At 60.4% G+C, this 15592-nt stretch carries 12 protein-coding genes and 2 pseudogenes; 6 read left to right on the top strand and 8 right to left on the bottom strand.

The features are described 5' to 3' along the window. Positions 1-4: 4 nt before the first annotated feature. From HAP47_RS35385 to istA, 4 genes and pseudogenes are all read right to left on the bottom strand, one after another. Complete coding sequence (locus tag HAP47_RS35385) at positions 5-166, bottom strand: hypothetical protein (RefSeq protein WP_173643939.1); 162 nt, start codon at positions 164-166, stop codon at positions 5-7. A 7-nt stretch (positions 167-173) separates the two neighbouring features. Continuing rightward, entirely contained in the window at positions 174-824 is a 651-nt protein-coding gene (locus tag HAP47_RS35380; protein WP_173643940.1) for a hypothetical protein, read from the bottom strand. 57 nt (positions 825-881) lie between these two features. Then, entirely contained in the window at positions 882-1745 is an 864-nt protein-coding gene (istB, locus tag HAP47_RS35375; RefSeq protein ID WP_173643941.1) for an IS21-like element helper ATPase IstB, read from the bottom strand. Further along, positions 1654-3244 (bottom strand): annotated as a pseudogene (gene istA / locus HAP47_RS35370) (IS21 family transposase). The gene istB and the pseudogene istA overlap by 92 nt, the downstream one beginning before the upstream one ends. 388 nt (positions 3245-3632) lie before the next feature. On the opposite strand from istA, the gene HAP47_RS35365 reads away from it, so the two are divergent. After that, positions 3633-4391, top strand: a complete 759-nt coding sequence (locus HAP47_RS35365) for a glucose 1-dehydrogenase (protein WP_166071941.1) — start codon at positions 3633-3635, stop codon at positions 4389-4391. A gap of 43 nt (positions 4392-4434) precedes the next feature. Then, positions 4435-6049, top strand: a pseudogene (locus tag HAP47_RS35360) (oleate hydratase). Between the two features lie 423 nt (positions 6050-6472). On the opposite strand, the gene HAP47_RS35355 reads toward HAP47_RS35360, so the two are convergent. Then, a complete protein-coding gene (locus HAP47_RS35355; protein WP_173643995.1) occupies positions 6473-6874 on the bottom strand; it encodes a hypothetical protein in 402 nt (133 codons plus the stop codon). A gap of 449 nt (positions 6875-7323) precedes the next feature. Between HAP47_RS35355 and HAP47_RS35350 the strand changes: the two genes are divergently transcribed. The 4 genes from HAP47_RS35350 to HAP47_RS35335 all read left to right on the top strand — a co-directional run bounded on the left by HAP47_RS35350 (position 7324) and on the right by HAP47_RS35335 (position 11910). Further along, complete coding sequence (locus tag HAP47_RS35350; protein ID WP_173643994.1) at positions 7324-7527, top strand: hypothetical protein; 204 nt, start codon at positions 7324-7326, stop codon at positions 7525-7527. A 530-nt stretch (positions 7528-8057) separates the two neighbouring features. Then, on the top strand, positions 8058-8474 hold the full coding sequence (locus HAP47_RS35345; RefSeq protein WP_173643993.1) for a hypothetical protein: 417 nt from the start codon (positions 8058-8060) through the stop codon (positions 8472-8474). A gap of 898 nt (positions 8475-9372) precedes the next feature. Further along, a complete protein-coding gene (locus tag HAP47_RS35340; RefSeq protein WP_173643992.1) occupies positions 9373-10662 on the top strand; it encodes a glycoside hydrolase family 28 protein in 1290 nt (429 codons plus the stop codon). A 261-nt stretch (positions 10663-10923) separates the two neighbouring features. Continuing rightward, positions 10924-11910, top strand: a complete 987-nt coding sequence (locus tag HAP47_RS35335) for a pectinesterase family protein (protein ID WP_173643991.1) — start codon at positions 10924-10926, stop codon at positions 11908-11910. A gap of 1073 nt (positions 11911-12983) precedes the next feature. Here HAP47_RS35335 and HAP47_RS35330 read toward each other — a convergent pair. The 3 genes from HAP47_RS35330 to HAP47_RS41810 all read right to left on the bottom strand — a co-directional run bounded on the left by HAP47_RS35330 (position 12984) and on the right by HAP47_RS41810 (position 14839). Continuing rightward, positions 12984-13220, bottom strand: a complete 237-nt coding sequence (locus HAP47_RS35330; protein WP_173643990.1) for a hypothetical protein — start codon at positions 13218-13220, stop codon at positions 12984-12986. A 159-nt stretch (positions 13221-13379) separates the two neighbouring features. Further along, on the bottom strand, positions 13380-13913 hold the full coding sequence (locus tag HAP47_RS41815) for a hypothetical protein (RefSeq protein WP_371821709.1): 534 nt from the start codon (positions 13911-13913) through the stop codon (positions 13380-13382). 17 nt (positions 13914-13930) lie between these two features. Continuing rightward, a complete protein-coding gene (locus tag HAP47_RS41810) occupies positions 13931-14839 on the bottom strand; it encodes a S10 family serine carboxypeptidase-like protein (protein ID WP_371821708.1) in 909 nt (302 codons plus the stop codon). Positions 14840-15592: the final 753 nt, after the last annotated feature.

Raw genomic sequence — 15592 nt, 5'->3', positions numbered from 1 at the left:
GACTTCATGATGCCTCCTTCTTCGAACGCTTGGTGCGTCGTACCCGATTGCGAAGCTGACGGATTTGGTCGTCTGAGAGCTCGATCTGCCATGGCTGGCCTTTGGCTAACTGACGACCTGCCAGCAATTCCCGCGCGAGATAATCGAACACCGTCTGCGGGGTCACTCCAAGCTCAGCCGCTGCGCCCTGAATTGAGAAGCTTCCATCGGGCCAGCGCATCGGATTCTTGTCCACGCCGTTGATTTTGACGGTGGGAATGCCCCAGCGGGTACGCAACAGCCAGACATTCTCGCCTTTGAAGGCGGCAGCCTCGAGCCGCGACGAAGCCTTCCTGATTGAGTATTGCCGCGATCTCGGCATCCATTTTGTGTTCAGCATTCAACTCGACGATCCGTTGCCGCAACCGATCAATGTCGATGTAATCACGGTATGTCTGAACGCGCCGTTGCACGTGATGCTCGCTGGTTGCACCGGTCTGCCAGACGATCTTGAGCCACACCTGACCTCGGGTCCGCTTCTGATCAAGAACGACTTCGCGGATCACAAATCGCAGAATGCGCTTGCGATCGGCTGCCGACGTGGTGGCCGCGTTCCAAATCCGCGGCAGGTTCTCGCCGAGCGCTTGTAGCCCTGCGCATTCCGCCGGGCCAATCAGAAGCGGCTCTTGCCCGCGCCAACGCGCATGCTCCTGCTCGACCGCCTCTGCGACACGCAGCCTCTCTTCCCAAGCCCGCTCAAGTGAGCGCGCCACAAGACGGTTCTCGGGCTCTACGGCGTCATACTGGCGCCGAGCGCGCTCGGCCTCGTAGCGGGCGCGCTCCACGCGAAGCGCCCACTGGCGCTCGAGCTGACGGCTCTCCTGCTCCAGTTGGCCCGCGTGTCAATCGGCTTGCAAATTTGACCCCTCATCGGCGTCCAATTTTGACCCCTTTGCGCGGCGGGGTTTGCTGGTAGCGCTCGTCTCGTCGGAGCTGGCCGGGATAGCGGAGGCGAGACGAGCGCGGGTGGCGTGATCATCGTCTCTGCTTTTGAACCGCCAGCTATCGTTGCCGGTCTCGACGATGTCGCAGTGATGGGTCAATCGGTCGAGCAGCGCGGTGGTCATCTTGGCGTCGCCGAACACGCTCGGCCATTCGCCGAAGGCGAGATTGGTGGTTACGATGACGGACGCGCGCTCATAGAGCCGGCTGACGAGGTGGAAGAGAAGCTGGCCACCGGACTGGGGGAAGGGCAAATAGCCGAGCTCATCCAGCACGATGAAGTCCATCCGGGTCAGATGCTCGGCGAGCCGTCCTTGCCGTCCGTTGCGGGTCTCGGTCTCGAGGCGATTGACGAGGTCGACTACGTTGAAGAAGCGGCCGCGGGCACCGGATCGGATGCAGCTTCTGGCGATGGCAATGGCCAGGTGGGTCTTGCCTGTGCCGGTGCCACCAACCAGCACGACGTTGCGTTGTTGGGCGATGAAGCCGCCGCCAGCGAGATCATTGACGAGCGTCTGATTGATCGGCGTGCCGTCGAACTGGAAGTCCGCGATGTCCTTGGCGAGCGGCAGCTTGGCGATGGTGAGCTGGTATTTGATCGACCTGGCTTGCTTCTCGTTGATCTCGGCGTTGAGCAGGTCGCCGACAATGCGCTGAGGCTCGTGCTGGCGCTTAACGGCAGTTGCCATGATCTCGTCGAAGGCAGCCTTCATGCCGTAGAGCTTGAGTTCGCCCATGAGGTCGAAGATTTGGGTTCGTTCCATCAGATGGTCCTCCGGAGGTTGTCGTAGCGGGCACAATCGGCGATCGGTGCATGACGGAGCGTCAGTGCGGCCGGCGTCATGATGTTGGCCGGTGGGGCAGGTTCACGTTGACGGGCCAGGATATTGAGCACGACATCGGCGGAATGGACGCTGTGACTGAGCGCTTCGGCACAGGCCGCCTCCACCGCAGGCAGACCGTCGGTCAGCACCGCGTTGAGGATGTCGACCATCTGCCGATTGCCATCGTCGGTGCTGGCAAGCTTGCGCCGGATCCGCTCGATCGCGGCTGGCAGCACCCAGTCTTTGAAGGGAGCACCGTTGCGCAAGGCGCCGGGTTTGCGCGCCAGCACCGGTACATAATGCCAGGGATCGTAGATGGTCTCGCCGCGACCGAAGCATCGTGGATGCTCCGCAGCGATGCGCCCGTCCTGACGGATGACGATGCGATCGGCATAGGCTCGAACCTCGACCGGTCGTCCTACTGCGCTGGCTGCGACCGAGTACTTGTTGTTGTCGAAGCGCACCAGGCAGGTCTTCGAGACCGATGCCGTCACCGCATGGAAGCCGTCGAAGCGGCCGGCATAGGGAACGAGTTTGGGGCGTTCGGCTTCGAACACGTCCCAGATCGTCTGATCGGTCAGCTCCGGATGGCGATGAGCCTTGGCGTAGGCGATGCATTTGTCGAGCAGCCAGGCGTTTAACTCGTCGAGGTTTTTGAACCGCAGCCGCGGCGTGAAGAAGCGTTCCCGGACCAGCCCGACCTGGTTCTCGACCTGCCCCTTCTCCCAGCCCGACGCTGGCGTACAGGCGACCGGATCGACCAGATAGTGGCTGCACATCTGCAGGAAGCGGCGATTGTAGAGACGGCCTTTACCGACAAAGATCGTCTCCACCGCGGTCTTCATGTTGTCGTAGATGCCGCGGGTGCAGGTGCCTTTGAACAGGGCGAATGCCCGGTCGTGGGCGTCGAACACCATCTCCTGCGTCTCGCGCGGATAGGCCCGCACGAACAGCATGCGGCTGTGACAGAGCCGGACATGAGCGGCCTTCACCATCACCGTGGTGCCGCTCAACAACACCACCTCGTGGCTCCAGTCGAACTGGTAGGCTTCGCCTGGGGCAAAGCTCAGCGGGACATAAGCCGCCGCGGTCGATTGCCCGCGTTCTTTGCTCCACCGCCTGGCGTAACGCCGCACGGCATCGTAACCGCCGTCGTAGCCGCGGCCGCGCAGCTCTTCGAAGATCCGGATCAACGTCAGCTGTTCACGAGCCGATTTGGCCGCGTTCGCCGCCAGCAATCCATCAAGCTCTACTGCCCATCGTCCCAGCTTTGGCCGCGGCTGCACCTGCCGCTCGTACTCGAAGGAGGTCTCTCCCGACCTCAGCACCTTCCGGACCGTGTTCCGCGACACCTTCAGGTCACGGGCGATCTCCTTGATCGTCTTGCCCTTGATGAAGTGCTCGCGCCGGATCCGGGCAATCGTCTCCACGATCAGCATCCCCCACCACCTGCTTCGTTCCAAAGCAGGCAGCGCAACAGACCAATCTGTAGGGGGTCAATTTTGGACGCCGATCCCCCGGCTTAGGGGGTCAATATTGCAGGCCGAATGACAGTTAGCGGCGCGTGATATCGACGAGGGACAGTGCCTGTGCATGACTCACGCGGGCACCTGCGTCACGTCGCCGCTAACTTCTGTCCGCCGCCAACAGCGCATCAATGGTTGGTCCGCTTAGCATGGACGTGTCGATAAGAAGGCACCCGCGATTCGCACAGAGCATTCCGCACATTCTCGACACCTCGCGCGTCATAACGGATGACCCTCGCGTTCCTCTTCGACGTCTGGAAGACGCTGCACCGCCATTGATCAACGGAACGGGTCGACGACTATGGGACGTGTGAACGACAAGGTCATTCTGGTGACCGGCGGGGCTCGCGGAATGGGGGCAGCTAATGCGCGCCTGCTGGTGGCTGAGGGGGCCAGGGTCGTGATCACTGATATTCTTCATACAGAAGGAGAGGCTCTCGCGGCTCAACTTGGCAATTCGACCATCTATATGCCTCAGGACGTTACCCAGCCGAAGCAGTGGGCCGAGGCGGTCGCAAGCGCCGAAGGGCGCTTCGGCGCGCTCCACGGGCTGGTCAACAACGCCGCGATCGCCAACATAGCCCCTATTGAGCAGTTCTCGCTCGATCAGTGGAACAAGACCCTTGCCGTCAATCTAACCGGCGTATTCCTCGGAATGCAGGCAGCCCTACCGGCCATCCGGCGCGCGGGCGGAGGTTCGATCGTCAACGTCTCGTCCGTCGAGGGGCTGCGGGGCAGTGCCGGACTCCACGCCTATGTCGCTTCGAAGTTCGGCGTGCGGGGCATAACCAAGTCCGCTGCACTGGAAGCCGCGGCCTCGGGAGTCCGCATCAACTCGATCCATCCCGGCTTCATTGCCACCCCGATGACCGAGAGCTTCGAGTCATCCCTTTTCCCCGTTCCACTCGGGCGGGCAGCCGAGCCGCAGGAAGTATCGCAGGTCGTCTTGTTCCTCCTCAGCGACGAGTCCAGCTACCTTACCGGTTCGGAGGTCGTCATCGATGGAGGTCTGACGGTCGGCGTCCCGCGCAAATGCCTGGCGCCCGAGAACCTCTTTTGATTAACCTGACTGAATGTCCAATCTAGTCGGATAGAATGTTGCGATGTACTACGGTAGCGGAAATTACGAAGCCTTTGCCCGCCCTCGCAAACCCGAAGGTGTGGACAATAAGACTGCGTGGTTCGTCGGTGCGGGCCTGGCGGCGCTTTCCGGTGCGGCCTTCCTGATCCGCGATGGCCATATGCGTGGCGACCGGATCACCATCCTCGAACGGCTGAAGATACCGGGTGGGGCTCTCGACGGTAACCAACACCTAGGAAGGGGCTTCGTGGTCCGGGGAGGTCGACGAATTCTACTGGTTGAGCAAGGATGATCCGAACTACTCGCTGCAACGGTCGACGGTGAACCAGGGACAGGATGCGCACACCGACGGCCTTTTCACTCTGAGCGAAAAGGCGGAAAAGGAATTGATCGCCGTCTTTCTTGCCTCCCGTGAGGAGATGGAGGACAGTCGTATCGACGAAGTGTTCGGGAAAGAGTTTTTCAGCAGCAATTTTTGGCTCTATTGGTGGACGATGTTCGCCTTTGCGAAGTGGCATTCTGCCCTGGAGATGAAGCTTTATCTGGATCGGTTCATCCATCATATCGGGGGCCTGCCGGATTTCAGCGCGCTGAAGTTTACCAGGTACAATCAGTATGAATCGCTGGTTCTACCGTTGTGCAAATGGCTGTTGGAGCAGGGCGTCAACTTCCGCTACGACGTCGAAGTCACTGATGTCGATTTCGACATAAAGGCGGGATGCAAGCAGGCCACGGCTATCCACTGGCTGGAGGGCGGCGTCGCCGGCGGCATCGGCCTTGGCGCCGACGATCTTGTATTCATGACGATCGGGTCGCTCACCGAAAACTCGGACAAGGCAGACCATCACACGCCCTCCAGGCTCGACGAAGGCCCGGCGCCTGCTTGGGATCTGTGGCGGCGTATTGCGGCCAAGGACGCGGCGTTCGGCCGCCCGGATGTCTTCGGCGGCAATATTCCTGCAACCAAATGGCAATCGGCGACGATCACGACTCTAGATGCGCGCATTCCAGCCTATATCCGCAAGATCGCCAAACGCGATCCGTTCAGCGGCAAGGTCGTCACGGGAGGGATCGTCACGGCGAAGGATTCGAACTGGCTGCTCAGTTGGACTGTAAACCGTCAACCGCATTTCAAGTACCAGCCCAGTAATCAGATCGTCGTCTGGGTCTACTCACTTTTCGTCGACGAGCCTGGCGACTACGTGAACAAGCCGATGCAAGATTGCACGGGCGAGGAAATCACGCAGGAATGGTTGCATAACCTCGGCGTGCCGGTCGAGGACATACCGGGACTCGCCGCGATGGCCGCAAAAACTGTGCCGGTGATGATGCCCTACGTCACCTCTCTCTTCATGCCGCGGCAGGCGGGTGATCGACCAAATGTTGTGCCCAAAGGCGCTATCAATTTTGCCTTCATCGGCCAGTTCGCTGAGTCGGCGGAGCGCGATTGCGTCTTCACGACCGAATATCAGTGCGCACGGCGATGGAGGCCGTCTACACGCTCCTCAACGTCGAACGTGGTGTGCCAGAGGTGTTCAATTCGACCTATGATATCCGCAAGCTGCTTGCGGCAATCGGCAGATTGCGCGACGGCAAGGAAATCCGAATTCCCGGACCGGCGCTCTTGCGCGACCTAATGCTGAAGAATATCGGCGCTACCGAACCCGGCAAGACTGCTCAGTGAGGGCTTTGTGCGTTCGCCTGTCTTGTGCAGCTGGAGAGCTCGTTCTCCACGGCCCGTACGAGTGTGAATTGCAAGGGGCAAGCCCTTCGTCGAGTGTCGAAGGCGACACACGCGAAGGCGGAACTGTTCTCGGGCCGCAATTCATAACATGGCTGGTAATGGAAGCCGCAACAATCGTGCCCGCACATAATGCTGGCGCCGACCGTCTGCTTGACACTCGCGTTCGATGTGCCACCTGAGCTCCAAATCGACCAGGTGGCGGAAGGAGGTTTTCTCAGGACGCGCCGAGATGCAGTATCCATAACGTCGCCGGTCGGGGACGTGCAGCCCCGGCTGCGGATAAAGCAGAGTGCGGTCGGGGCCTCATTTCTCAAGCTTAGTGGGTTCCTTGCCTTACCGCAGAGGATGGCGATGGTTTGAGATGATCCAATATTTTCGAGCCTTCGCTGAACGACTTCGACCAGAATTTCTCCGCGAGGTCCAGATGGCACTTCAGTAGCTCTGAGGGAGTTTTAGAGTCGGCAAGATTTCTCAGAAAGCTTGCTTGTTCGTGCAGAGAGGAAGCAGCCAAACTTAATCCATCCTTTAATGCCGCGGCGTACAGGTGCCTTGTCGATTCGATCGATTTTTGCCATTCCGGAAAAATTGACGGAATGCGTGATGCCACTGCTGCAGGTTCTCCAGCGCCATCGGCTGCGGCGCCGGTCAGTTGGGTCAGTCCGGGCTCTGGACGTGGCCGCCGTTCGCGTTTCTCGTCTTCGGTTGTATTCGCGTTCATTCGACGTCTCCTAGCCTAAAAGAGGATTTGTAACACCTGAGTTGTTCGCTGCTCAGTTCCGATCATCAACCTTCAGAAGGTACCACACCCTCCAACATGTCATACCTACCTCTTTTGGTACGGCGTGATCGCGCCGCAAATTGCGCATTCTAGGCGCCACTTGCTGGAATGTTCACCCATCCCCGGTTCAGAGGCTGAGAATCGCGGCAACCTCGTTGAGGACGAGCGCTGACTGCGTAGATCGACGGTGCCGCCAAAGGTGGTGCGGTCGCACGTCGATGCGCTTTGCCGTGATTGCGGCTGGCATTGGCCGCCATCACGCTCGCATCCATCGCGATGGCGCGGGAACGATAACCTGCCGTTTGGGCGGGGCGGCTCACGGGTATGGCGCGGACGCTTGGTTGATGTTGGGGGCGACGCCCGGCCGTTCAATCCGAACGACGCCGTCCATGTCGATATCCTGGATTCTCGAAGTCGGGATCGAGCAGGCGAAGCCCCGTGGCGAGGTCATCAACGTCCGTCTCCCCATCCGGCTCTCGGAATCGGCCATCTGCATATTCCGTTTCGCGATTGCGCATGCATTCGGTTTGCCTGTCGCGAGCGCGCGGCGCTTTTGCCTGCCACTTTCTCCTTTGGAGCGTCACGATGTGTAGCAGGCTATACTAACAGCTTAGTCCAGTCTCGTAAAACCGCCGCTCGACCCGCGCCGCAGGAAATTGAGGCTTTTCCGGCGAGGTGTGTTGTGGGCATGGCGAGATACTCCTTTGTCAGTGAGCTAAGAACGGTCTGAACTGGGCGCTCATCGTACCCCGTAGGTCAAGGTGCACACCGCGCAAAGATCGGCGCAGGCAGCGATGCCGTCGGCTGTGCTGCCGATCGATAGTGATGCTGTGGCTGATGAAGGGGCGCGCACAGCTTGGGTCCGCCAGGTAGGCCCATACTGGCCCGCGGCGTTGCGGCCGGAGAGCAATATCAGCTACGCTGACGCCCGAGGCCTTTCACGTCTTGAGGCAAACGGGCTCGCGCGTTGACCTCGACGCCCCGCGGCGAGGTAAATCTGGGCCGTCGCGCTCGCGGTTAGTCAATATAGTTGAGGTTAACCGCGCTATGATATTGACGTTGCGCCCCTATGCTTGATCCATTGCACCGGAAACTGCACACCCGGCCCACCGGAGAGGTGGAAGTGTCCTTCCAGCTGACCGTCCTGAAAGTGCTGGCCGGCCAATCTGCCGGGCTGGCCTCCGTTGCCGACATAAGGCACGCCGTTGAAATCCTGATGAGCAGCGGCCGTGACTGGACCGATCGCATGAAGCGGCTGGCCGAACGCGCACCTGACCTGAATATCTTCTCGGCCGGGTTTGTCTTTCGCGATACTCTTGGCTGGGAAATCACGGAAGAGGGCCGGCAATTCCTCTCCGCGCTCGAAAAGGCCGTCGCCGATCAGAGCGAGCGGCCTCGATCAACCATCGATCCCCCATCCAGCGAAGTCACCGCGCAACCGGTCATGGATGCGGCAAAATCACTTATTCCTCCCCATAGTCACCGTCAAAGGTCGCGGCGTCGCCGCGGGAAAGGCGGGTCTAATCGACGTAGAGCATGACGCGGCGCAGCTTTAACTTGTCACGCGGCCTCTGGCCGAACCGCGTGCCGATATTTTGCAGCGAAGTTTCTAAGAGTGTGTCGTGTCAACTTCCTGACAGTGGTCTCAAGCTGACAATAGAACCTGCTACGCACAATTCGAGCAACTTGCTGTGAACAGTGCCTCAAGTCGTTCTGGCAAAGGTCCACCTGCGCCGGAGATCGACAGTCCGAGGCTTTGAGGATTGTAGTCATCTGCAGATCGGAGACCGTACGTAAATGACCATTGAGCCGATCGAGGATAATTGGCGGCTTGAAGAGGAATCGAGGCGACGAGACGAGATCAAAGTCAAGCTCCTTCGCGCGCGATCGGATGTGGCCAGGTACCAAGCAGAATTGACAGAGCTCGAGCAAACGCCGAAGCGTGAAGACGGCTCATCGATCTGCTCTGGGACACTTCAGCGCACGTGCGCAGGAGGTCGGAGAGCATAACGTGCGACCACGTCAATTGGAGCCTGTCTTGGATCCCGCTAACCTGCGAGCGGATGCTGGGGGCAGCGTCCGACCGAGCGACAGCTGGAAGTAGGCTGCCAACCGGGTCTTCGCAACAGGGGCTTGGCTTGGTGCAATGGCTGAGCGGTGTAGAGCGCAAGAATTCGCGCACAAGTGCAAGTGGCGAGAAGCCAAGCCACGAACGCTCACGCGCGTGACAAGTGTTGGGATCAGCCGTTTTGACCGGCTCATCTTTGTTCGCTCACAAGCAAGGTGCTGTCGCCGGGTTGCAAGGTTCACGCCTCCTCTGCGTCTTATAAATGTCATCTTGCCCATGCCAGTGAGCCGCGCTACGGCCGATCCAGCCAGCGCTCAGCTTCACACAAAGCATGCTGCAAGGATGCGGGCGGCAAAGCTCGAGGTAGTCGATGACAAAGCGTTTCCGCAACTGGGGCTTATTGTCCTTCGTTGCTTTCATGGCTTTCTGCCCTGTGGCCAAGGCGCAGGACCGCCGCATTGTTGCCGAACCTGTTGCACCTCACACGGTCTGCGACCGCCCGGTGCCGTCTGGCACAAACGATACGGCCAGGTTGCAAGACGCCATCGACCATTGCCCCGCCGGCGCGGCGGTCTATCTGGGCCGTGGCCAGTACTTCTCGGGCCCGCTCGGGATGAAATCAGGCGTCACCTTATGGATCGGACGTGGCGCCACGCTTGTCGCCATAGCCGAACCAGCTCTCTATGACAAAGGCCGGCGCCATTGTGGACGGATCGCAGGCAAGGGCGATGGTTGCCGTCCGTTCATCAGCTTTTCCGAGACGCGTGGCGGCGGCATTTATGGCGACGGCACCATCGATGGCCAGGGTGGAGCAGCCATGGCCGGCAGCACCGAAACTTGGTGGCAGTTGGCCCGCCGCGCCCAGACTGAGAGCGGCAATCAGAACGCCCCGCGTTTGATCCAGATCGATCAGGCGCAGGACATCACGTTCTATGGTGTCACGCTACGCAATGCGCCCAATTTCCACGTCGTGATGAACAGGGTCGAAGGTGCCACCTTTTGGGGGCTCACGATCGATGCGCCGGCCGAGGCCCGCAACACCGACGGCATCGACCCTGGCGCCAGCCAGGATGTGACCATCACCCGCAGCTTTATCCGCACTGGAGACGATAACGTGGCCATCAAAGCCGGCGACAATGGCCCAAGCCGTCATATCTCCATCATCGACAATTACTTCGGCTGGGGACATGGAATGTCGATCGGCAGCGAAGTGAACTCCGGCGCCAGCGACATATTGGTGCGCGACCTGACGCTGGATGGCACGACATCCGGCCTGCGCATCAAGAGCGATGTCAGTCGAGGCGGCTTGGTGGAGCGAGTGACTTATGAGAACGTGTGTCTGCGCGGCAACCGATGGCCGATCGCCTTCGATACAAAGTACAATCCACACGCACAAGGCTTCAACATTCCAGTCTATCGCCAGATCGCTCTCCGCCATGTGCGCGGCGACAACGGTACGCTGCTGATGCGCGGTGTAGACGGCAAGCATGCACTTGACGTGACGCTGGAGGATGTTCGGTTTGCCGAGTCTGCGACTTGGCGGCTGGAAAACGCCAATGTAACCGCCGATCATTCTGAAGTGTCGCCGCCGCTGCCCGGCTGGGCTGGAGAGAGGGGGCCGGGCGGGTGGGAGCAATGTGCAAAGGCCTTCCGGAACTAGTTAATGCGTAACCACAACAACTTCGTGTCCGGCGGGTCAGGTTTCGTGTCAATGCGGTTGAGATTGAGTGGCGTTGCGCCCCGGGTCGTTTCATAGCGCTCACGTTCTTGCCAAGCTTTCCGACAAGCCTTGTCGCGGTCAGCCGCTCTGGAAATCGCGCCCGGCGGCATACTCGCTGCGTTGGCAAGGTTCGGCTGCTGTTGCGCTGCGGCTGTTTGTATCGATCATCGAGCGCGCAGCGGATCGGATGGAGAAGGTCACATGCGAAGGATCGCGCTATCCGCTGCGGCTCTCGCGGAATGTTGCTCTATCTCGGCAGCCGATACTCAGTTGCTTTTTGTGTCGCACGCCGGAGAGACGGCCTATCACTCCGTGCAGGCAGCCATTGACGCACTGCCACCGCAAGGCGGGGATATCCAGATCGAGCCTGGCATCTATCGCGAAAAGGTCAAAGTCCTCAAACCTGGTGTTCATCTCAAAGGTACCGGCAAAAAGCCGGATGATACGATCATCGTGTACGGCGATGGCGCAATCAACGTGGGAGGGACGGCCCGTTCTGCGACGCTCAACGCCTCGGGCGATGACTTCCGGCTCGACAATCTGACGGTCCAAAACGACTATTCCCTCAAGGGGGACAATCCAGCTTCGCAGGCCGTGGCTCTATCGGTGACCGGCGACCGGGACGCAATCATCCATGTTCGCCTGCTTGGCGCCCAGGATACATTGTTCGCCGGTAAGGGCCCTAACGGTCGAATGTCGCGGCAGTACTTCTCTGATTGCTACATCGAGGGGCATGTCGACTTCGTTTTTGGCAATGCGAAGGCCTATTTCAGGCGCTGTGAGTTGCACGGCATCGCAAATCAAGCGGTTGTGTATACGGCGCAGAGCAAAAGAGCGCCGGGCGAGGACAGTGCCTTTGTGTTCGATCAGTGCAGGCTGACTGCCGAGCCTGGTGCGCGCTATGTTGCGCTTGGCCGCGCTTGGCGCCCCTATGCCACAGTGATCTTCCTGTCGACGAAGATCGATGCGCCGGTCATTGCGGAAGGCTGGCGCGAATGGGCCCCCGGCAAGACGGATACGTTCAGGACGGCCTACTATGCCGAATACAAATCCTCCAGCATCGGGGCCAATCCCGCAGGCCGCGAGCCTCATTCTCATCAATTGACTGACAGCGAAGCCGCGAAATGGTCGCTGAAAGCGTTCTTCGGGGGCGCGACAGATTGGCTGTCCAGCGAACCTTCAAGATAAAAATTAGACGAACGCTCGGGAAGTGGAGGGTTTTCAAACCCTTTGACCCGAGCCTCGTTGCGCTCGGGCGGCTCGTCCACAGCAACTCGCATTCGGGCAGGGGCGGCCATCGTAGCGCGCCAGATTCTTGTTGCCTCCTTTAAGAAGGAAAGCAAAGCGATCGACATTGCCGGCTGCGAATTCCTAATTCTTGTCAGCTTTCGAAAGCTGATTCCCGTATTCTCCAGAATCCAACGGCCGCCGAACGGCTGCCGCTTGCGGCCTTGTAAGGCGTGCGGATTGCGCAAGCCCTGTACCATCGCAAGGAGAACGGATGGATCCAACCGACCCCTTCTTCAATTCGGGCGCTTGAATCGAGGAGTACGCCGCGCAACAGGCGCGAGCAGGCAACGCAAGCCAGCAAAGCAACTTTGAGCGGCGGATGGAGGATTTGCAGGTTGATTCGACGGAGGGGACCCCCGCAAGCTCGCCTTCGCCGGATCGGGCTGTCGCAGAGGGCCGTGGACGGATCAGCCGAGGCGATATCGGCGGTTCGATGCGGATGCCGCCACACCTTGGTTCTAGAGGCGGCGCGCTCAGCGGTGGGCGGGCGAGCGTGGACATTCCCCGCTTTCAGCTTGAAGCTTCGCCCTAGCGCCGCAGTCCAGTTTGCGGGATGACCCGTTCAGCAGCGAACGCTACAGCTTGCCGGACTCAGACGCTGCGGTTCACGCCAAGAGCGGAAAAATCCGCGGACTGTGGTCACGCATCAGATCGGGGGCGGCAAAGCCCTTGGCGGGAGCAGGAGTAAAAAACCCTCGCGAGACGCGGGGCTGTCAGAGGTTTCTTCAACGAAGCTTCGCATTCATTACGCGATGCAGCCGGCCGGACGCGCGGGGTCGACGCGGCGGACGAGGCGCTCATCAAAGAGTTAGCGGCAGGCAATCTCAGCGAAGGCAACATCAAAAATGCGGCGACCGACCCGCGCCATTTGAGCGAGCGCGTGCGTGAGAACGGCAGGCGCGATTGGCTCGCTTTTCGAATTCGTCTGGCGCAGGAGGCGCAGCGCTGCCAGGAACGCGGGAGAACCATCGTCAGCAGCTGGATCGCGACCGTGGATTTACGGATACCATGGACCTACCAGCCATGCCCCTGCCGTCGACGGCTTCGCCTGTCTGTCCCATCATCCACGGCACGAGGTGCGTACGGCCGGCGACGACATAGAAAAAGATGCCGATCGGCGGCAGCCTGAGGCCAATCCTCAAATCCTGACCGAAACCGCCGCGCGACAGGTAGAGCGGGAAGGTCTGGCAGACCAGAATCGAGTCCAAGCTTACTCGACACATAAATTCCCACCCAATTGCTTGATTCACGATGATCGTAGCCGAGTCTCGCGCCGATTGAAGCCGGTGCCCGGATCTCGTTGAGAGATCATAACTATGCTCGTGCGAACGCGAGCATGCTTGTGACCTAGTTCGCGGTGGTCATGGTTACTTCATAATCGCTTCGGCCTCTGCACGAAACGCGTGGCGCGAGCCATCTCGTGAATAGAACATGTGACCGCCTGGAAAGACGACGAGTTTGACGCGCGGTGCTGAGGCAAATGGCGGCAATTGGTCGAGCACGATCTGTGATCCGAGATAAGGCGTGACGAGGGCAAACAGCCGTGCCCGACTAGCAATTGCATCTTCGGGTCCGTTGCGAGAATCTGGCGCAGCTCCGACAGCGACTCCGGAGGCCCGCCGGCCGAAATCCCAAGCCTGCCCGACCGCGCCGTTGACTAGCTCATAGGAGCCGTCCGGCCGCCAGTTTAGCTTGCGCGTAAGGAGATCGACAGTGGCGCTGCTGAGAGGTGCGAGCAGCGTGTCGCTGGAGGGATCGCCGGAAAGATGGAAATCCGAGTCCGGATACGGATCGAGCCCACGCACTGAGGCGTCATAATTGCCGATTAACTTGCCGTTCTTACGATCGAACTCACGGCGAAGCTCGGCGAGCTCAAACCGGCCCGCGAGCCTGCGACTCACCGCCTGATCGATGCCGGTCAGCGCCGCGACCTTGTCGGCCAGACGCGTGGTCGCTTCCTTGTCCGCCTTTGATGAGGTCGACCAGAAAACTCTCCGCGTGCATAAGCTTCCACGTCGGCGAGATCGGCTCGCTTTACCGGACCCTCGGCTTCACGCAGGGGCGCGAGCAGGGTCGCGACATAGCTCGGCAGTGTTGCGATGTATTGCAGCAGGCAAGTGCGGGCATACTGGCCGTAGTCGAAGAGTGGCGAGACCATTATAAGGCCCTTGACGCCTATGCCCTGCCGCATCTGCAACTGGTGCACAACCTTTGGCCCGAGAATACCCCCATAGCTTTCACCCACGATGTATTTCGGCGACAACAGCCGGTCATGCTTTTCGAGCCAGCGGCGGACCACCAGCGCGAGCGCGTTGACGTCGCCGTCAACGGAAAAGAGCCGCTTGCGCACATCATCGCCGGTCCCCACGAAACGGCTATAGCTTGTGCCCACGGGGTCGAGAAACACCAAATCGGTGAAATCTAGCCAAGTCTCCGCGTTTGGCCTCACCTCCGGAAAAGTGGATGGCGTGACCTCGTCAGCATTGATCGGTAGCCGCCACGGTCCGGCATTGCCAAGCTGCAGCCAGGCCGATGATGAGCCCGGTCCGCCGTTGAAGAAGAACGTTACCGGGCGCGTGCCGCGATCGGCGCCGTCAAGCTGATAGGACGTATAGGCGATGTCGGCCTCCGGTTCACCCTTCTCGTCGAACAGGCGGATGGAGCCGCCCGTCGCGATGAAAGAGAGCGTCCGCCTAGGGAGATCAAGCGTTTGCCTGGTGCTGGAGTCCGGCGGCAGGCGATGCTGCTCGGCCGCCGACGGCGTACTTCGGCGCTTGGCCGGCGTGTTCGCCGGGGCCGCCCTTCTGGCCGGCCGGCGTCGTGGCATTAGCGCGCGGTGGCAGATCGTCTGCCCGCACGCTCCCCATGATCCCGCAAGCAAACAGGATCAACGCAAGAGAGGTGCTGCGCAGTGCGGTCGACGACATAGAGGTTCTCCTGTGCAAGGCTTGCTCTGTTGGTGCGCGAGGCGTGTCTGTCAAAAACGGTCTAGTCACTAGCTCATGCGTGGGAACAACAAACCTACCAGAGTCAGCAGTTGCCACCGTCGGCGGGTGCAGATCGTATGCCCGACCATCGCCAATCGCCCGGTTGGCGGTTCGACCCCTGATCAGCTCAACGCGCTCGGCCTTCACGGCATGGCCAACGCCCTTCGTCGACATCGCCAAGCTGCGGCAGCAGGCCGCCGTCGAGGACATCGACTATCGCACTCCGCGCGGTCTGGACCGCAGCCTTCAGGCAATGCTGGTCGAAGGCGGCTGGACCGCCCACCACGCCAACCTGCCGATCTGCGGCCCCCCGGCGTCGAGAGCCTGCGGCGAACCCGCAAGCCCGGCCGAAAGGCCTGAGCGAGTGGCTCCGTGGACATGCCGCCGCGCGTGGACAACGCGAAGGGCGTTGCCCACCTGCCCACAGCAGGAGCAGCAAAAAAACCAAATCCTTCGAGCCGCGATTCTAGATTGACCTCGCGGCTTCGCCGATACCACAAACCAAACAGCCAGAACGCCTCGCGCCCCGGGCGATGGGCGAGATCATCTCGGAATCCTGGGCGAGATCAAATCGGTACAGCCAGGCGAAATCA

Source organism: Bradyrhizobium sp. 41S5, from assembly GCF_011516665.3.
In the GTDB taxonomy this organism is placed as follows: Bacteria; Pseudomonadota; Alphaproteobacteria; order Rhizobiales; family Xanthobacteraceae; genus Bradyrhizobium; species Bradyrhizobium quebecense.
This window is presented reverse-complemented; position numbering and strand designations above follow the sequence as displayed.